Genomic DNA, 18567 nt, shown 5'->3' on the forward strand with positions numbered 1-18567 from the left:
CGTTTATTATAAAGTCTGAAAGTTTTTGGTTAGGGATTTTGTTCTTTAAGTAATGTTTGTTATTTGTCATTATAATGGCCCTCTAATTCCAAAACAAGGACAGTTACTACTTCATCATATATATCGTATATTATTCGGTCATGACCAGACAAATGACGTGAATATGTCACATCATTGCCTCCTTTAAGTGCCTCAGGATGCCCTGTGCCTGTTCTTGGATGCTCTTCTAGTTCTGGTAAGAGTTTATAGAGTTTCTTGAAAGAATTAGGATTCGATTTCTTCCACTTCTTAATGACTTTTTGTGCGTCCTCAGAAAATTCTATCTTATAATTCATAAAATGATAATGCTGTCATAATTCTATTCATTTATATGTTACGGCGGCAAAGATAGGCAATTTATTATAATCTTCCAAATGTTTATGTACTTCTTTAAGTACTTTTTAATTATTTCTTAATATAATTTGGTGGTAACACAAAAAATGATTATCTTTGCAGACGAAGACTTAAACTTATAATATTTCATTATTTAAAAAACAAGAAACAACAACTATGAGTGAAGAAATTTTGAATTCTGAAACAACAGGAATGAGAGTGAACGAGAGTATGAAAGCCAATTTGCTTTCAGCAGCCAAATGGGCCAAGTTTATCTGCATCGTAGGATGCATCGGTGTAGGATTCGTCGTTGTGTTTGGCATCGCCATGCTGGCGTTTGGTTCCATTGCATCCAAGATGTATGCCGACACGCCACTGGGCGGATTGGCTGGAGTCATCTACTTACTGGTTGCAGCTATCTATATCTACCCGCTGATAAAGGGCTTCCAGTTTGCAAACGCCACAAAGGCAGCATGCCTCTCTGACGATGAAAACGAACTGGCCCGCGGTATCTCAGGACTTAACGACTTGCTGAAATTCACAGGTTATCTTACCATTATCTGCCTGATTCTATATGGATTTATACTTATTAGCATTATTGGCGTAGGTGTGATGGCAGCCGTTGCTGCCTGATAGCTATACCGGCATACAGAAAAATAAGTTACGGGGCTTGTCATCACGACAAACCCCGTATTTAGTTGTTCAACAAACAAGTACTTTATATATTATATCATTGGCTAAAACATATCGTTTATCCGGGTGCAAAGGTACGAGGATTTCCTAACATTTGCAATACCTAAAAAAAGGGATTTTGTTAGAAAAAGTTTGGTATTTCAGAAGATATTGCTTATTTTTGCAGCGATAACTGATGATATTTGAGTATGACGACAACGATATTGATAGGATTACTGATACCACTTTTAGGTACAATGATAGGTTCGGCCTTCGTCTTTTTGATGAAGGACGGGATGTCTGTAAGACTGCAGAAATCACTTTTAGGTTTTGCTTCGGGCGTGATGGTGGCCGCCTCTGTATGGTCGCTGATTATTCCCGCCATCGATATGGGAGCTGATAGTGGTAAGTGGAGCGTGCTGCCAGCAGCCCTGGGATTTCTGATGGGTATGGGATTCCTGCTGATGATAGACGAGCTGACGCCACACTTGCACATCGGAACCGAAAAACCAGAAGGCGTGAGATGCAAACTTTCAAAGACAGCCATGCTGGCACTTGCTGTCACCATCCACAACCTTCCTGAGGGAATGGCTGTGGGCGTGGTGTTTGCCGGCGCCGACAATGGTGTCACCAATATTTCGCTCACCAGTGCTTTGGCAGTGGCTGTGGGTATTGCCATTCAGAATATTCCCGAAGGTGCTATTATCTCCATGCCCATGCGTGCAGCCGGTAATAGCAAGTGGCGCTCGTTTTTCATTGGTTCGATGAGTGGCGCCGTAGAACCAATAGGAGCACTGGCCGTATTGCTGTTGGCATCTCTCATCATGCCTACCCTGCCCTACATGCTGGCTTTTGCAGCTGGCGCCATGCTCTACGTGGTGGTTGAGGAACTGATACCCGAAGCCTCCAGCGGACAGCACTCCAATCTCAGCACCATCGGCTTTGCCATTGGCTTTGTGCTGATGATGGTGCTGGATGTAGTGATGGGATAATATGATGCAATTAGTTATTTGAAGACAACCTTGCTGCGGCAGCACTCTACATCACCATCCTTACAGATGCGGATGCAATATTCATTCTCGCCCGTCTGCATACGGTAGAACGAGAGTGTATCACCCTGATGGGCTTCAGCCACATAGGCTATCTCAAAACGCTTGATCTGATGCTCGCGATACCAATCGAGATTCCAAAGGTCTAACACATGTTCGATGTATTTCACCGAATTGATATGTCCGTTGATATCCACATCATTATATTTGGTCTCGACAGTAGCTACCAACTGAGCCGAATCGTCCATTTTTACACGTCCGCCCTTATCGATAGGACACTCCTTATCAGTGACAATCCAGTTGTTGATAGCACCATTGTCAATGGCGAAGATATCTGTGGGTTGACGCGTCTCTGTATCAATCATCGCCCAGATACTGCGACCATAACCATACACCTTGCCATCCTCGCCTATTACACGGAAATTACGACTGGTAAAGAACTTCATGGCACCCTCTACCCAGGTTTCAACATTAAACTTGGTGTACATCTGTGGCATCTCGTCCATCTCGATAGCTAAACGAGAGAGCACCCACGAGCGCTTGATGGTCATCAGATATTTCATACCGAAACCACGCGCCGACGAATGGTAATCAGCTGCATTCAGCATGTGATTACCCAAATGGCCCATAAACAATCGCTGCGAAAAGTCGCAGTGGAAGGGCTCTGCTAAAAACTCATAAACTCCTATCTTATCCATTCTCCTGTCTCGACTCTAAGAATTCACTAACCTGCTCCTGCATACCACGTGTTACTGCAATACGTCCGCTACGGGTATATTGCAATACGCAACCGAAGGTGTCAAGTGCACGGAACAATGAGATGATATCCTCGGTCACACCATGCATCTGCACGATGGTATAGGTGGGGTTCACCTCGATGATACTGGCCTGAAACCTGCGGATGGTGCGCGATATCTCCGGATTTTCAAGCACCATCGGGGTTGACAGCTTATACAAGCCGGATTCACGGATGAACAATTGGTCATCTGTGAAATAGTTAGCTTTAATCACATCTATTTTCTTCTCTATCTGACGGGTAATCTTCTTAATCTGATCCTCGTCGCTCCACGCTGTGATGGTGTACTTATGAACACCAGGAATACTTGAGGCTGATACATTCAAGCTCTCGATATTCACCTGGCGGCGCGTGAACACAGCGGTAATCTGATTCAGAATACCAGCCACATTCTCAGAATAGACCATCAACGTATATAAATTCTTTGTCTCCATCTAATTGTCAATTTTCAATTGTCAATTGTCAATTACTCACACTTCCAGCATCATCTGGTCAACATCCATGCCAGGAGGTGTCATTGGCAGCACATTATCATCTTCAAGAATAGCGCACTCCAACAAGAAAGGTCCATCGGTAGTAAGCATCTTCTTCACGGCTGCAGCCAGATCTTTTCGATCGGTCACTACCTGATAGTTGATGCCATATCCTTGAGCTATCAACTCATAATGAGGATTGAGCATCTTGGTGAACGACTTGCGGCGCATCCAGAACATATCCTGCCACTGTCGCACGTTTCCAAGATAGTTATTATTCATAACAATCATCTTTACAGGCGACTGCTGCTCCATGATGGTACCAAGCTCCTGAATACACATCTGGAAACCACCATCACCCATAAAGCAGCACACTGTGCGGTTTTTGTCAGCAAAGGTAGCTCCGATGGCAGCAGGCAGTCCATAGCCCATCGTACCCAAGCCACCGCTAGTACACAAACTGCGCTTATGGTGATACTTGAAGTAGCGCGTTGCAAACAACTGATTCTGACCAACATCCGTTACAAGAACTGTATCATCTGCCGACAGTTCGGCTACTGCATTCACCACCTCGCCCATTTTCAGCGGGCCCTCGGTTGGATGGATGGCTGGTTCAATCACTTTTTCACGCTCCTTAGCATCCAGTGCCTTAAAAGAGTCGCGCCATTCTTGATGATTATTAGCATTCAGCAAAGCCGTGATAGCGGGTAATGATTCCTTACAATCAGCCACCACTGCCACATCGGTCTTCACATTCTTGTCAATCTCACTGCGGTCGATATCCAGATGCACAATCTTCGCCTGCTTAGCATAGGTCTTCAGATTGCCTGTCACACGATCGCTGAAGCGCATGCCAATAGCTATCAGCACATCGCACTCCTGCTCTTTCAGGTTCACGGCATAGTTTCCATGCATACCCAGCATACCCACATTCAGTGGATGATTTGATGGCAGTGCCGAAAGCCCCAGCATCGTTCGTCCGGCTGGGATATCTGCTTTTTCGAGAAACGCCTGCAGTTCGTTGTGCGCATTACCAAGCTCCACGCCCTGACCCACCAGTGCCAATGGTTTCTTGGCATTGTTAATCAGTTCAGCAGCCTGGCGCACAGCCTCATGATCCAACTTAGGATAAGGCACATACGAACGAATGAAGTCGCACTTCATGGGTTGCCATTCTATCTCCTCTACCTGCGCGTTCTTGGTGAAGTCGAGCACCACAGGACCGGGGCGACCAGTACGAGCGATATAGAAAGCACGACTGACAGCCCATGCCACATCTTCAGCCCGACGAATCTGGTAGCTCCACTTTGAGATAGGCTGCGACACACCTACAAGGTCAACCTCCTGGAAGAAGTCGGTACCCAGTGCACCTGTTGGCACCTGTCCGGCTATCACCACGATAGGCGTAGAGTCCATCATGGCGTCAGCGATACCAGTCAACGTGTTCGTTACACCAGGTCCGCTGGTAACCAATACCACACCCACATCGCCACTCACGCGGGCATAGCCCTCAGCAGCATGGGTAGCGGCCTGTTCATGGCGCACTAATATATGGTCGAAGCATTTCTTCTCGCCTCGCGTATAATCATAGAGTGCATCGTAAGTAGGCATGATCGAGCCGCCAGGATAACCAAAGATGGTTTTAACCCCCTCGGCCTTCAATGCCCTCATCAGCGCCTTTGCACCTGTTATTCTATTCTTCAACATCAATTTTCAATTATCAATTGTCAATTAATCAATGATTCTCACTCCACCTTTATCAGCACTTGATACGCTCTGGGCGTATGCACGCAGTGCTTTGCTCACCGTGCGGTTGCGCTTCAGTGGCTGCTGTGGGCGTGCTGCCAGTTCCTCATCGCTCAGTTTCACGCTGATAGAACGATTTGGGATATCAATCACAATGATGTCGCCATCCTTCACCTTACCGATATTACCGCCATTGGCAGCCTCAGGCGAGATATGACCGATACTCAGTCCGCTGGTACCGCCAGAGAAACGTCCGTCGGTAATCAGCGCACACTCCTTACCCAGGTGCATACTCTTGATATATGAGGTGGGATACAACATCTCCTGCATACCAGGACCGCCCTTAGGACCTTCGTGGGTAATCACCACGCAGTCGCCACTCTTCACTTTTCCGCCAAGGATTCCCTCGCAGGCATCCTCCTGTGAGTCGAACACCACAGCAGGACCTTCGAAGTGCCACAGGCTCTCGTCAACGCCGGCAGTCTTTACCACGCAACCGTCCTGAGCGATATTACCAAACAATACAGCCAGTCCGCCATCTTTGGTATAAGCATGCTCCAAGTCGCGAATACAACCATTGGCACGATCGGTGTCAAGCGTGTCCCACTTCTCGCTCTGCGATCCCATCTTGGTAGAGAAGCGGTTGCCAGGAGCGGTGTAATAAATCTCTGTACACTGTAAACTGTCAACTGTTATATCATATTTCTTCATGGCCTCGGCCAGTGTCAGTCCATCCACACGTGGTGCACTGCCGTCAATCAGGCCACCCTTATTCAGTTCGTTCAAGATGCCCAAGATACCGCCTGCGCGACCGCACTCCTGTACTGAATACTTTTGGGTGTTAGGAGCCAGTTTGCAGAGACAAGGCACCTTGCGACTCAGTGCGTCGATATCCTTCATCGTGAAGTCGGCACCCGCCTCCTGAGCCACAGCCAGTAAGTGCAGCACCGTGTTGGTACTTCCACCCATAGCGATATCCAGCGCCATTGCATTCAGAAAGGCCTTTCGGGTAGCGATGTTGCGTGGCAATACGCTCTCGTCGCCATTCTCGTAGTAGGCAAAAGCGTTCTTCACCACCTGACGGGCAGCCCTCTTAAACAGTTCGATGCGCTCAGTATGGGTTGCCAGAATAGTACCATTACCAGGCAGAGAGAGTCCGATAGCCTCAGTGAGCGAGTTCATCGAGTTGGCAGTAAACATGCCCGAGCAACTACCGCAACCAGGACAGGCACACTGTTCTATCTCCTTGATTTCCTCATCGGTCACACTGGGGTCGGCACCTTTCACCATCGCCGTAATCAGGTCGGCATTCTCGCCACGCCATTTTCCAGCCTCCATTGGTCCGCCGCTACAGAACACCGTTGGTATGTTGAGTCGCATCGAAGCCATCAGCATGCCTGGGGTCACCTTATCGCAGTTAGAGATGCAAATCATAGCATCAGCCTTGTGGGCATTCACCATATATTCTACCGAGTCGGCAATGATATCACGGCTAGGCAGACTATAGAGCATGCCATCATGGCCCATTGCAATACCGTCGTCGATGGCAATGGTATTGAATTCGGCAGCATAGCAGCCCATCTTCTCTATCTCTTCGCGAACTATCTGACCGATTTCGTGAAGATGTGTATGACCAGGCACAAACTGAGTAAACGAGTTGACGATAGCAATAATAGGTTTACCAAACTGCTCGTGTTTCATACCTGTTGCCACCCACAGAGCGCGGGCGCCAGCCATTCTTCTTCCTTCCGTGCAGACAGCACTTCTCAATGGATGTTGCATATGTCAATCAATTTAAATTACTAAATTTGACCGCAAAATTACAAATAAACTATCAAATAGCCAACTATTTCGGAAAATTATTAGTAAATTTGCAGCAAAATAATGACGACTAATAACAACTTGTAATGAAAAAGGAACTTTTAATTTGTCTATTGTCTGCCCCCCTATCGGTAGTGGCGCAACAACATCAAGAAACTACTTTGAGCGATAATTGGCTCTTTTCTCAGAACAAAACGGAATGGAAAAACGTGCGTGTACCACATGATTGGGCCATCGCGGGTCCGTTCGACAAAAAATGGGATATGCAGACGGTGGCCATTGAGCAGAACGGCGAAAAAGAGCCTACCGAGAAGACTGGTCGTTCAGGCGCACTGCCTTGGATTGGTGAGGGGCATTATAAGCGCACCATCACGATTCCGAAAGACTGCAAACATGCCGAACTTATTTTTGATGGCGCTATGGCCGAGCCTACCGTCTATCTGAATGGTCAGAAGGCAGGTTACTGGGCTTACGGCTACAACACATTCCGTGTGGATATCACGCCATATATGAAGAAAGGTGAGAATCTGTTGGAGGTAGATCTGCAGAACGTGGAAGAGAGCAGTCGCTGGTATCCTGGTGCAGGCATCTATCGCCCTGTTAAGTTGATCACCTCTGGAAAGTCGTGGATTGACCCATGGAAGACCTATATCCATACCCGCGAGCTGCAGTCTGACAAGGCCATCGTTGACATCACGGTAGGCGCTGGCAGTCAGTTGCAGAAGAGTCAGTCGTTTGCTGTTGAGGTTTGCGATGCTTCAGGCCAGGTCATTGCGCGTAGCACCGCCAGCAGCATCAACCAGGCCGGCGAAGCCAATGTCACGGTCACAGTGAATCAGCCACAGTTGTGGAGTCCTGAGACACCTTATTTATATAGTGCCCGCATCCAGTTCCTGCAGAAGGGCAAGGTGGTAGATGCCGCCACTCAGAAGTTTGGCATCCGCACCATCAAATGCTCGAAGGACGGCGGATTCCAGCTCAACGGCATCTCACGCAAGATCAAGGGTGTATGTCTGCATCACGACTTAGGTCCGTTAGGTGCAGCCATCAACAAGAGCGCTCTGATTCGTCAGATCAAGACGATGAAAGAGATGGGCTGCGATGCCATCCGCACCAGTCATAATATGCCCAGTCAGATGCAGATGGACATCTGCGACTCGTTGGGTATGATGGTGATGGCCGAGAGCTTTGATATGTGGGAATATCCTAAGTGCAAGAATGGCTATGCCCGCTTCTTCGCTGAGTGGTGGGAGAAGGACATCACCAACCTGGTGCTTGCCAACCGCAATCATCCCAGCATCATCATGTGGAGTATCGGTAATGAGATTCCTGAACAAGGCAATAAAGAGAAGGGCCCTGCCATGTCGAAAGCGCTGCAGGATCTGTGTCATCACCTCGACCCGTCACGCCCTGTCACTCAAGGTATGGACCGTGTTGATGAGGCAGTTAACTACGGCTTTGCGTCTGTGATGGATGTACCTGGTTACAACTACCGTCTGCCCAAGTACAAGCTCTACTACGACAAACTGCCTCAGGGATTCCTGTTGGGTTCCGAGACAGCCTCTACCGTGAGCAGTCGCGGCGTCTATAAATTCCCTGTCGAGGTAAAGGACAATTCGCAGTATGCTTCATGGTCGCCAGGCTATGTCCCTGGTGCCGTTTTGAAGGAAGATGGTCAGTGTTCTTCTTATGATGTAGAGCACTGTTCGTGGAGCAATCTACCCGACGACGACTGGGTGATGCAGGACGATCTGCCTTGGGTCATCGGTGAGTTTGTATGGACAGGCTACGACTATCTGGGCGAGCCCACTCCTTACGATGAGTATTGGCCTTCGCGCAGCAGCTATTTCGGCATCTGCGATCTGGCCGGTCTGCCCAAGGATCGTTATTATCTGTACCGTTCAAGATGGAACAAGCAGCAGCACACCATCCATCTGCTGCCTCACTGGAGTTTTGGTTTCGAGCGTGTGGGTAAGGTAACACCCGTGTATTGTTATACCGACTATCCCTCAGGCGAGCTGTTTATCAACGGCAAGAGTCAGGGTCGCGTCACCAAGAACCCAGCAGAGCGCCTGGACCGTTATCGTCTGCGCTGGAACAACACCGTCTATGAGCCAGGCGAGGTAAAGGTAGTGGTTTATGATGCTGCAGGCAACAAAGCCGGTGAACAGACCATCCGTACTGCCGGCAACCCAAGTCAGCTGTCACTCAGTCCTTGGACAGCCAGTGGCAACGGTCTTAAAGCCACAGGTGATGATCTGGCCTTTGTCACCGTATCGCTGACAGATGCCGCTGGTGTGATGCTCCCTGAGGCAGATGACCAGTTAACCTTCGAGGTGAGTGGTGCCGGCTCGTTCGAGGCTGTCTGCAATGGTGATGCCACCAGCTTAGAGCCCTTCAAGCAGCCCACTATGAAGCTCTTCAAGGGTCAGTTGGTTGTCATCGTTCGCGGCGCCAATCAGCCTGGTGTAGCCAAGCTCACCGTCACCGATGAGAGTCGCAACCTCAGTAAGACTATTGAGATAAAAGTAGGATAAGCGTGCTTACTGTCAGCACGATGACTACCATCATGATTTCAGCTGTCCGATTCACGCGGACAGCTGTTTTCATATCTGCCGTCGTCAGTTCTCTGTCGTTGTCACCAATATAAGGCTTATCAAACACCTCACCGAAATACTTATGCGGCCCACCGAACCTACAGTTCAGAATACCCGCCAGAGCTGCCTCGGGATAGCCACTATTAGGTGAAGCGTGATGTCGTCCATATTTATGGACGAAATGGGTAATGGGTAATTTGATGTAAGGCAGGATCATCAGCAGGGCTGTAAGGCGGGCGGGGATATAGTTGGCCACATCGTCGATACGCGCTGCCCAGCAGCCAAACTGCAGATAGCGCTCTGTGTGATAGCCAATCATCGAGTCGAGTGTGTTCACCATCTTATAGGCCAGCATGCCGGGGGTACCCAATAGCAGCAACCAGAACAGGGGTGCTATCACACCGTCGCTCAGGTTTTCCGCCAATGTTTCCAAGGCTGCTGTGCGCACCTCTTGTGCCGACAGTTCTGAGGTGTCGCGGCCAACGATACGAGCCACCTGCACCCTACCCTCGTCCAATGAGCGGTCTAATGCCAGAAACACCTGTCGCACCTCACGGATAAGCGTGGTGCCTGCTAAGCAATAGAATATGATGAGGACATCGAAGATAACTGAGAACTGAGAACTGAGAAGTGAGAGGTATGAATGGATTCCCCATGCAAGAGCGAAGACACCGACTATCAGGGATACGGCCAATAGGGCGCCTTTCAGTTGGCGGTGGGTGCCGCGATTCAGATGCTTCTCACCAAAGGCAATCATCCGTCCAAACCACACGATGGGATGCGGCAACCTCACTGGGTCGCCGAATATCAAATCGAGTAGCCAACCTATCAATAATGCTATCGGATTAATCATGACTCATTATCTCATAAATACGCTGTATATCAACATGCTGGCGCACGTGGGCTGCCAACTTATTATACTGCTCGTTCTTAAAAGAATCGGCATCCTGCGCTGTGACAGTCTGCTTAGTACCCAACAGATAGTCGATAACCGACTGATTGTCGAGGAAACCGTGAATATATGTACCAATACAATTATCCGTCTGCATGATCATCTCATCGGTATCACTCACGCCCTGATGAATCTCGTAACCCTGACAGGTCTGACCATTAAACTGGAAACTCACCTGACGGGTGGTCTTCTCTGCGCTCATGGTGGTGTGGATGGGCAGCAGTCCAAGACCAGGCAGACTGGCTATCGAACCTTCCACACCATCAGGATCATCCACCGAAAGTCCCAGCATCTGATAACCACCACAGATACCTATCACCATCTTACCATCGCGATGGGCGCGCATGATAGTCTGTGCACAACCGTTCCGACGCAACTCCAACAGGTCGTCGAGGGTTGATTTCGTGCCAGGCAGAATGATAATATCAGCCTGCTCCAGATCCGAGATATTATTGGTATAAAACAGGTTCACACGCGGATGACGCTCCAGGGTGTCGAAATCGGTATAATTGGAGATATGTCGCAACAGCACCACTGCCACGTTCACCTTACCAGCTATCAACTGCCGGCGCTTCTGCTCCAGCGCCACCGAATCCTCCTCGTCGATATAGATATCCTTATAGTATGGCACCACGCCTAACACAGGTACTCCACACAGATCCTCGAGCATCCGTCGCCCCTCGTCGAAAAGACGCATATCACCACGAAACTTATTGATGATAATACCCTTGATGAGTTTTCTATCCTCAGGTGTCTGCAGCGCAATACTGCCATAGACCGATGCAAACACGCCACCTCTATCAATGTCACCCACCAGTATCACATCCGCCTGCGCATGGCGTGCCATCGGCAGATTCACCAAGTCGGTTGCACGCAAATTGATTTCCGAGATACTGCCAGCGCCCTCCATCACGATGGGATTATAGCGAGCCGCCAAGCGATCGAAGGCTCCGCATACTTCCTGTCGGTAATCGATATCGGAACAGCCCCGCCGCCAGTAGTCGTAGACATGCTTGTTGCCCAATGGCTTGCCATGCAGCACCACTTGCGACGTATGGTCAGAACTGGGTTTAAGAAGTAGCGGATTCATATCCGTCTCACAAGGGATGCCAGCCGCCTCGGCCTGTACAGCCTGTGCACGCCCTATCTCGAAACCGTCGGGTGTGGCATAAGAGTTAAGCGCCATATTCTGTGCTTTAAAAGGCGCTGGCGCATATCCATCCTGACGGAAGATGCGACAGAAGGCTGCAGCTAGGATGCTCTTACCCACATCACTGCCTGTACCAACGAACATCAGGGGGTGTAACTTCTTCATAAGTCGCGACCAGGTTTTAGTTGTGCAGCATCATCAAAAGTCAGAATCGCATTACAGAGTGTCGCAGCCAGATTGCTACCGCCTTTACGTCCTTCCACTATCAGTTTGGGAATATCGCGGAAAGGTTTCACCATGTGTTTCGACTCGCACACATGCACAAACCCCACAGGTGCCGCGATGATACCGGCTGGATGCGCTTTGCCTTTGCGCACCAGTTCACACAGTTCCATAAGTGCTGTTGGTGCATTGCCAAAAGCAAACAGTGCATCAGGATGCTCCTCCACAGCCAGACGGATGCCAGCCTGCGTACGCGTGATCCCCAAGCGCTCAGCCATCTCAGTGGCACGTGGGTCTGAGAGATAACATTTCACCTCAAGCCCCAGTCGCTCTACCGCCCCCTTGCGGATACCACTGGTCACCATCGTCACATCGCTGATGATCGTCTTCAGTGTGCCATCCTTCACCTTCTGATAGAGCGTTTCTACAGCCCCTTCGTCAGAATACAGGATATTCTCCATATCAAAGTCGGCTGTAGTATGGATGGCATGCAGCAGTGCCCATTTATGGTCGAGCGGATAGTCCTGTCGTTTCAGTTCCTTTGCGATGGTGCGGAATGAGGTTATCATGATGTTCTGCCCCACTTTCTCGCCTTCAGCCACCACCTCACGGTAATAACCGCGTGGCGTAATCAGTCGGCCGTCAGCGATATAGGACTGGGAATTACCGATGATGATGACGGTAAACATATCCACATCCTCAGGGTCGAAAGCGCCGAGAGTCGTCAACTTCACCACCTCGTCGTCGCGACCCGCCTGGCGCACATAGCCCACAGGTGTTTCAGCCGAACGATGCTGCAGGAATATCTCTTGCAAGCGATACAGCTGCCAGTAGCGCCCATGCGATTTGGGATTATAGACCGCCGTCACGAAGTCACCCATCGCAGCCGCCACTATGCGACGTTCTATCACCTCCCAAGGCGTCATCAGGTCGCTCATCGAGATGATACACATATCATGCCCGATAGGCGCACCCAACAGTGAGGCAGCCTTCTGGAAGGCGGATATGCCCGGCAGCGACACGATTTCGATATCCGAGCCACGTTCGCGGCGCATCTCATAGATCAAGGGTGTCATACCGTAGATGCCAGCATCACCCGAAGATATCACCACCACCGTCTTATCCTGTTCGGCCAGTTCAAAAGCCTGTTCAGCGCGCTGGCGTTCTTTCTTCATACCCGTGTCGATACACTCACAGTCGGCCTTTACATAAGGCATGATAAACTGGAAGTAATACTGATAGCCCACTATCACGTCGGCCTGTCGCACTGCCTCGAGCACTGCAGGTGTGATGTCCTGCTGCGAACCAGGACCAATGCCAGCTACGATAATCTTTCCCATATCCTCTTAGTTTTTGAATTTCACTTTCAGTCCTACCACCAGCATGCGTCCTGGTGTGTAGAGCGCATACTTGCGCGTAGAAGAGTCTAAGCGACGGTCAACCTTATCGAAGATATTATCTACACCGATGCTAGGCTCCAGATAAGCCCACTTGGCCACATCAAACGCATGCGTGGTATGCAGGTTCCACAAACCGAAACCAGGCGCATCTTCATAACTGCCCGTATAATAAGTCTTCGACTGCAATCGTCCATTCAGGTTCACGGTGAGTGCATATTTGCCCCAGGCATGATGGTAGTTGGCTGCCACCGTAGCAGCGTGGCGCATACTGCGCTCCAGCACCGTCCACACCTCACCACTATGGGTGCGGGCATACGTATAGACATAGTTGGCTGAGAGGTTGAAACCACTGAAGAGATTAGCCGACACATTCATCTGCACACCCTTCACGTCGCCTTTATCACTGTTCTGATACAGGGCGTAGCTCACCATCTTGTCGGCCTGGTCCTGTGTCATCTCCGGGAATTCTGTCATGAGCATCTGCCTACTGGCATCATCCACATCCACATTCTGTTTCACCACCATATCGTTGATACGGTTCAGATAGCCCGTCACACTCACAGCCAGAGCCTGTGTGCGATATTCAGCATTCAGTGCGAAGTAGTTGCTCTTCTCAGGCTTCAGGTCCTGATTGCCAAAGCTGATCTGTGCCTTACCACGATTCACTGAGAAATAGTGGTAGTAGAGTTCATCGAGCCCAGGTGCACGGAAACCGGCTGAGTAAGTAGCTCGGAATCTGAAGTTTCCCGGTGCATACATCAGTGTGGCTTTTGGTGTGAGATGCTGGTCAAACGTCTCATGATGCGTCAGTCGCAATCCCAGTGTCGCCGTCAGGTTCTTCAGCAGCGTCATCTCGTGCTGGGCATAGGCAGCGAGCGAATACACATGACTGTCGATATTACCGCTGGTGGCATTGAGATACTCCTTGCGCCAGTCGGCACCGAAGATGGTGGTAGAGTGCGCTGTCAGTCCCAGGATGGCTTTCAACTGTCCCTCCATCATGCGCTGCTTCTTCGACTGCACGTAGTCGCCAATGGCATTGGTCTTCGTGGCCACATCATACTCCTTGCCATAACGGAAACGGTCCACCACGAAATCGGCCTGAATCGAGTTCTTGGCCGTAAACTTATAGATTCCGCCCACGTTCCATCTCAGTCCATTGTATCGCATCTCGTAGTCGGTACCGCCAGTGATATCGCTGCGTGTTTCTGGGCGATCGGTTATCTTATATGAATAGTCTATACCCGCATTCAGCGCCAAATGCTTATTGGGGGTATAAGTAAATTTCTGTCCGATGATATCAGAGCGATAGCCGGTGAACAGCGGGGCTATCGACGCCTGAGTTTCTGTGTCGGAACCTTTCACCAGTTCCAGGTCATTGTTACGATAACTGTCGGCCCTATCATGCATGAACGAGGTGTAGGAACCGAAGCCATTCTTGAAGATGTCGAGACCAACCGACTCTGTGAGCACGCCATGCCCTGACACGCGCGTGTCGCTGCTGACGCTCATCATATCCTGTGTAGGCTGATCGGTGATGATATTGATGACACCCGCGATGGCATCACTACCATAGAGTGACGAGGCAGCCCCATCAAGCACCTCGATACGTTTTACGCGCGACATGTTGATACGATTCAGATCCACATTGTTTGAGATGTCGCCCGATAGTTTCTGACCGTTTATCAGAATCAGGATGTATTTATTGCCAAGTCCATTCAGTCTGAGAAAGCTACCCATCGAACTGGGCGCCATCGATGCCTGCGGCATCATGCGTGTGAGTGCGCCGTCGAAGGTCGTGATACCTTGTTCACGCATCTCCTGACTGGAGAGCACCCTCACAGGTGTGGCTGTTGATTTCAGGCGCTGGTGATGACCAGAGCCAGTGACAACCACAGGATTCAGGTTATACGAACGACGGACAACATTCGAGTCCGTCTTATGAATTTGTGAAAAGGCGGTACTCCCCGAAAGGAGTACCACCAGGAAAGAGAAATATTTAATCCTCATTTAACAAAACTAATCATGATTATTCTGCTGCTGTTGTTGGTGTCGAGAGGGCCTCGTCGGTGCCCAGCTTGGCGATAGCCTCACGGGTGTGGTTCATCCACAACTTGCGCACGGCACTACGCTCAGCCAGTCCGGGGATATACTCCTCGCCGCTCTTATACTTCTTCCAGCAAGCCTCAGTGTAGTTGGTCTCATAGGCAGCAGTCTCAATGCCTGCAGCATTAAACATAGAGAACCAGCTCTCGTCATCATCGGGGTCAGCCATGTCGTTATGAGCGTGGTCACCGGCGATACTCATCAGCGGATAGAGCTGAGCCTTCTTAGCACCGTTGGCAGCATAGCTCATGCTCACGGTCACGTCACCTACAGCGATATCAAAGTCGCCACCAGCCACATGCTCCAGCACATTATCTACATAAGTATCCTCCATATCCACAGTACCTACATAGTAGTTGGTATTGATGTCACGCAGGTAGTTCTCCAGCTGCAGGTAGCGCACGTTACCACCATAGTAGTCGTAACCCTCTGGATTACCATGACCCATGAAAGCCACGATACCCTGAGCCACAGCAGCCTTCACGTCAGCCTCGTTGTTCAGTGTGGTAGCCAGTGTCTTGGCGTCGCTCTCCTCAGCCATCAGTGGGGTACCTACAACCACCTGACGGTCCAGACTCTTCATGTAAGCATCAGTGAAGTCGCCATTACGGTTGTTCATGAAGTCCTTCACATAGCTGTCGCGCACACGGCGATACTCCTCACCAGGGATTACCTGCAGAGACTGTACCACCACCTGCTTGTAACCAGCCAGTCCGATAGCAGTGAGCCAGTGCTCTGGGTCGTAGTAGTCCTTAGGTTCCACATTCTCACCCGCACGGGCATTGTTGATACAGATGGCCGAAGAGAATGAGAGATATACATCCCATCCACCGAACTGAGCCTTGTAGTCATCCACCACCTTATCAAAGGTATCGTAAGCCTGCTCCCAGGTAGAACCGAAGGCTACCAGCAGGATCACCTTGTCACTCTTCTTCTGTGCATTCACTGTCTGGTTCACAGCCTGCTGATACCTGTCGTAGTTCGACTGTGTTGATTTGTTGTCATCATCGCTGTCGCAAGCTGTAAACAGTGCGCTGCCCACTACTGTCAGCATGGCCAGCATCAAAAACTTAATCTGTTTCATTGTTGTTGTAATTAAAATTAGACTTATACTTATTTGATAGTTTCTTACCTTGATTGAATCTCAGCGTGAGCGAGGCATAGATAGTTCTGCCTGGCGAAGTGGTGCCCAGATGCAGTCCGTGAGGCGTGCGGTCCACAAAATCAAAGATATTGTCGATACCGGCATCTATCTTCACCAGCTTACCTATCTGATGATTGGTAGAGAGTCGCCACAACTGGTAGCCCTTGCCGTCGCCGTCTATCTGATAGTAGCGCTTACTGCTCAAGCGTCCGTAGATACCCACGCCCAACTGGTATTTCTTTGAGAACTGATGGTTCCAGGTGGCATATACGTTGGCCTTGTGATGCGCCATACCGTCGATGGTCACCTTCTGCATCACGTCGTTCTCAGTGTCATACTGGTTGGCTTCGGTGTCCAGATAGCTGTAGCTACCACCAGCGGTGAAGTGCTTACCCTGATAGCGCACGGTGAAATCCACGCCATAGGTCTTGGCATCTTCCATATTCTGATATTGACGCACACGGATGGGGTCGTATTTCGTAATCAGTTCGCCCGGAGCCTGCTTGGTAGGTATGGTCACCAGCGTGATCATGCGGTCCACCTTATTAATATAAGGCGCCAAGGTCAGCGTCAGGTGCCCGATGGTATATTCTACGCTGGCACCGAAATAATTCGAGGTCTGTGCCTTCAGGTCTTCATTGCCCAGGTAGAGATACACACCATTCATATTCTTGATATACTGATAGTGCAACTCCTTAGGCGTAGGTGTCTTGTAACCCTGACTCCAGGTGGCTCGCAGTCGCAGGTCGCCCAACTTCAGCATGGCTGACAGTTTGGGTGTCAGTCGGGTGCCGAATCCCTCATTGCGGGTCAGTCGCAAACCGCCTGTGATGTAGAGTGGATCCAGCAGTGCCCACTCGTCCTGCACATACAGTGCTTCGGTATTGTCAGTCGCTTTTCCGCCAGCCACACGCATCGGCGCTTTCAACCAGTCGTAGCGATACTCCAGTCCGGCACTCAACTGCTGCTCATAGGGCAACGCAAAGATTCCTTTCAGCGAGATGTTAGTCAGTCGCTGGTCGCTCTGCAGTTCCTTATCCCCGGGGAAGTAAGGGAAATAATTGGTAAAACGGCCGTTCACATAGCCATCCGTCAGCGTGGTGTCGGTATAGGCGTAGTTATAGGCATGCTTCTTCCAGTCGGCATCCAGCGTAATCACGTCGGTCTTGTTCAGCTTCCACTTACCACCTACCGACGCCGACGCATTGTTGTACTGCAGATCCCATGTCTTCACGTCCACACCGGGATGATGACCGCAGGGGCGATAGATGCGCTTCCAGTAGATGCTACCATCGGCATAGAGTTCGATGGCAGGCGTGAGCTGATAAGTCAGTCGCTCAGCTATCTGCCAGTTGGTATGCCGGTTCACCGTCTTGTTGCGCGAGTCGGTGATGTGGTATTCCGTTTGTTGGATAGCTTCCTCGGCGGTGTTCTGCCAACCGTCGGAGTGCTGCAATTGGAAGTTGGTATAGCTCGACAGTTTACCATAGTTGAGCGCCACGCCGTTATGCTGCCTGATGTCGCCATAAGAGCCCACGCGCGTGGTGTTCTCCACCATCACGCCCTGTTCGCGATGCTTGCGGGTGATGATATTGATCACACCAGCTATCGCATCACTGCCATAGAGGGCACTCGAGGCACCCTTCACGATTTCTATCTTCTCGATATTATGCGGGTCGATAAGACTCAGGTCGTTCTCGCCACCATTATCACCATGCAGGCGCCTACCGTCTATCAGTATCAGCACATACGCGTTGCCCAGACCGTTCATCTGCAGTCTGCTACTCATATCGTTCTCGCTGAAATCGAACGATGCCGTCAGTCCCGACAGGATATCCTCGATACTCTTGCCGGCATACTGCTGCAACTGCCGGCGACTGATCACTTCGGTCTGCACGGGCGCATCTTTCAGCAGGTGCTGCGTACCAGTACCTGTCACCACCACCTCCTGCAAACTATCAGCACGCCAGATGTCCGTCTGGGCATTTGCACCAATAGCAAGCAAACTCAGGCCTATTGCCAATTGCTTCTCTAGTTTCATTACTATCAAATTATCACAACCGCTAA

Annotated in this window: 14 protein-coding genes; 3 read left to right on the forward strand and 11 right to left on the reverse strand. The window is 50.1% G+C overall.

Going from position 1 to position 18567, the window contains the following annotated elements; genetic code table 11:
• Positions 1–59: 59 nt before the first annotated feature.
• The gene (locus tag T360_RS0113085; RefSeq protein WP_028913178.1) at positions 60–335 is read right to left on the reverse strand and encodes a type II toxin-antitoxin system YoeB family toxin; all 276 of its coding nucleotides are present in this window, start codon (positions 333–335) and stop codon (positions 60–62) included.
• A gap of 214 nt (positions 336–549) precedes the next feature.
• On the opposite strand from T360_RS0113085, the gene T360_RS0113090 reads away from it, so the two are divergent.
• Entirely contained in the window at positions 550–1005 is a 456-nt protein-coding gene (locus T360_RS0113090; protein WP_155949573.1) for a DUF5362 family protein, read from the forward strand.
• A 248-nt stretch (positions 1006–1253) separates the two neighbouring features.
• Positions 1254–2036, forward strand: a complete 783-nt coding sequence (locus tag T360_RS0113095; RefSeq protein WP_028913180.1) for a ZIP family metal transporter — start codon at positions 1254–1256, stop codon at positions 2034–2036.
• Positions 2037–2050: 14 nt separating this feature from the next.
• Here the strand turns inward: T360_RS0113095 and T360_RS0113100 are convergent, their stop codons facing one another.
• The 4 genes from T360_RS0113100 to ilvD are packed head-to-tail and all read right to left on the reverse strand — an operon-like array spanning position 2051 to position 6890.
• Positions 2051–2791 carry an acyl-[acyl-carrier-protein] thioesterase gene (locus tag T360_RS0113100; RefSeq protein ID WP_028913181.1) on the reverse strand — a complete coding sequence of 247 codons (741 nt, stop codon included), beginning with the start codon at positions 2789–2791 and terminating at the stop codon, positions 2051–2053.
• Complete coding sequence (gene ilvN, locus T360_RS0113105; protein ID WP_028913182.1) at positions 2784–3323, reverse strand: acetolactate synthase small subunit; 540 nt, start codon at positions 3321–3323, stop codon at positions 2784–2786. The genes T360_RS0113100 and ilvN overlap by 8 nt, the downstream gene beginning before the upstream one ends.
• Positions 3324–3359: 36 nt before the next feature.
• Positions 3360–5069, reverse strand: coding sequence for a biosynthetic-type acetolactate synthase large subunit (gene ilvB / locus T360_RS0113110; protein WP_028913183.1), 1710 nt, complete (start codon positions 5067–5069; stop codon positions 3360–3362).
• A 24-nt stretch (positions 5070–5093) separates the two neighbouring features.
• Positions 5094–6890: a dihydroxy-acid dehydratase gene (gene ilvD, locus T360_RS0113115; protein WP_028913184.1), complete on the reverse strand. Its 1797-nt coding sequence runs from the start codon at positions 6888–6890 to the stop codon at positions 5094–5096.
• A gap of 125 nt (positions 6891–7015) precedes the next feature.
• On the opposite strand from ilvD, the gene T360_RS0113120 reads away from it, so the two are divergent.
• Positions 7016–9466: a glycoside hydrolase family 2 TIM barrel-domain containing protein gene (locus T360_RS0113120; RefSeq protein ID WP_028913185.1), complete on the forward strand. Its 2451-nt coding sequence runs from the start codon at positions 7016–7018 to the stop codon at positions 9464–9466.
• Here the strand turns inward: T360_RS0113120 and cbiB are convergent.
• The 6 genes from cbiB to T360_RS0113150 are packed head-to-tail and all read right to left on the reverse strand — an operon-like array spanning position 9444 to position 18541.
• On the reverse strand, positions 9444–10379 hold the full coding sequence (cbiB, locus tag T360_RS0113125; protein ID WP_028913186.1) for an adenosylcobinamide-phosphate synthase CbiB: 936 nt from the start codon (positions 10377–10379) through the stop codon (positions 9444–9446). The genes T360_RS0113120 and cbiB overlap by 23 nt on opposite strands.
• A complete protein-coding gene (locus tag T360_RS0113130) occupies positions 10372–11793 on the reverse strand; it encodes a cobyric acid synthase (protein ID WP_028913187.1) in 1422 nt (473 codons plus the stop codon). The genes cbiB and T360_RS0113130 overlap by 8 nt, the downstream gene beginning before the upstream one ends.
• A complete protein-coding gene (gene cobJ, locus T360_RS0113135; protein WP_028907075.1) occupies positions 11790–13190 on the reverse strand; it encodes a precorrin-3B C(17)-methyltransferase in 1401 nt (466 codons plus the stop codon). The genes T360_RS0113130 and cobJ overlap by 4 nt, the downstream gene beginning before the upstream one ends.
• A 6-nt stretch (positions 13191–13196) precedes the next feature.
• A complete protein-coding gene (locus T360_RS0113140) occupies positions 13197–15260 on the reverse strand; it encodes a TonB-dependent siderophore receptor (protein WP_028913188.1) in 2064 nt (687 codons plus the stop codon).
• A 19-nt stretch (positions 15261–15279) separates the two neighbouring features.
• A complete protein-coding gene (locus tag T360_RS15460) occupies positions 15280–16440 on the reverse strand; it encodes a sirohydrochlorin cobaltochelatase (RefSeq protein ID WP_051523576.1) in 1161 nt (386 codons plus the stop codon).
• Positions 16427–18541: a TonB-dependent siderophore receptor gene (locus tag T360_RS0113150; protein WP_028913189.1), complete on the reverse strand. Its 2115-nt coding sequence runs from the start codon at positions 18539–18541 to the stop codon at positions 16427–16429. Before T360_RS0113150 ends, T360_RS15460 begins: the two co-directional genes overlap by 14 nt.
• Positions 18542–18567: the final 26 nt, after the last annotated feature.

It is taken from the genome of Prevotella sp. MA2016 (assembly GCF_000619825.1).
Taxonomy (GTDB): Bacteria; Bacteroidota; Bacteroidia; order Bacteroidales; family Bacteroidaceae; genus Prevotella.

Coding starts and splice junctions, on each gene's coding strand:
- ilvB (WP_028913183.1), bottom strand. CDS start 5,069: ATGTTGAAGAATAGAATAACAGGTGCAAAGGCGCTGATGAGGGCATTG.
- T360_RS0113100 (WP_028913181.1), bottom strand. CDS start 2,791: ATGGATAAGATAGGAGTTTATGAGTTTTTAGCAGAGCCCTTCCACTGC.
- T360_RS0113150 (WP_028913189.1), bottom strand. CDS start 18,541: ATGAAACTAGAGAAGCAATTGGCAATAGGCCTGAGTTTGCTTGCTATT.
- T360_RS0113140 (WP_028913188.1), bottom strand. CDS start 15,260: ATGAGGATTAAATATTTCTCTTTCCTGGTGGTACTCCTTTCGGGGAGT.
- cobJ (WP_028907075.1), bottom strand. CDS start 13,190: ATGGGAAAGATTATCGTAGCTGGCATTGGTCCTGGTTCGCAGCAGGAC.
- T360_RS15460 (WP_051523576.1), bottom strand. CDS start 16,440: ATGAAACAGATTAAGTTTTTGATGCTGGCCATGCTGACAGTAGTGGGC.
- T360_RS0113085 (WP_028913178.1), bottom strand. CDS start 335: ATGAATTATAAGATAGAATTTTCTGAGGACGCACAAAAAGTCATTAAG.
- T360_RS0113090 (WP_155949573.1), top strand. CDS start 550: ATGAGTGAAGAAATTTTGAATTCTGAAACAACAGGAATGAGAGTGAAC.
- cbiB (WP_028913186.1), bottom strand. CDS start 10,379: ATGATTAATCCGATAGCATTATTGATAGGTTGGCTACTCGATTTGATA.
- T360_RS0113130 (WP_028913187.1), bottom strand. CDS start 11,793: ATGAAGAAGTTACACCCCCTGATGTTCGTTGGTACAGGCAGTGATGTG.
- ilvN (WP_028913182.1), bottom strand. CDS start 3,323: ATGGAGACAAAGAATTTATATACGTTGATGGTCTATTCTGAGAATGTG.
- T360_RS0113095 (WP_028913180.1), top strand. CDS start 1,254: ATGACGACAACGATATTGATAGGATTACTGATACCACTTTTAGGTACA.
- ilvD (WP_028913184.1), bottom strand. CDS start 6,890: ATGCAACATCCATTGAGAAGTGCTGTCTGCACGGAAGGAAGAAGAATG.
- T360_RS0113120 (WP_028913185.1), top strand. CDS start 7,016: ATGAAAAAGGAACTTTTAATTTGTCTATTGTCTGCCCCCCTATCGGTA.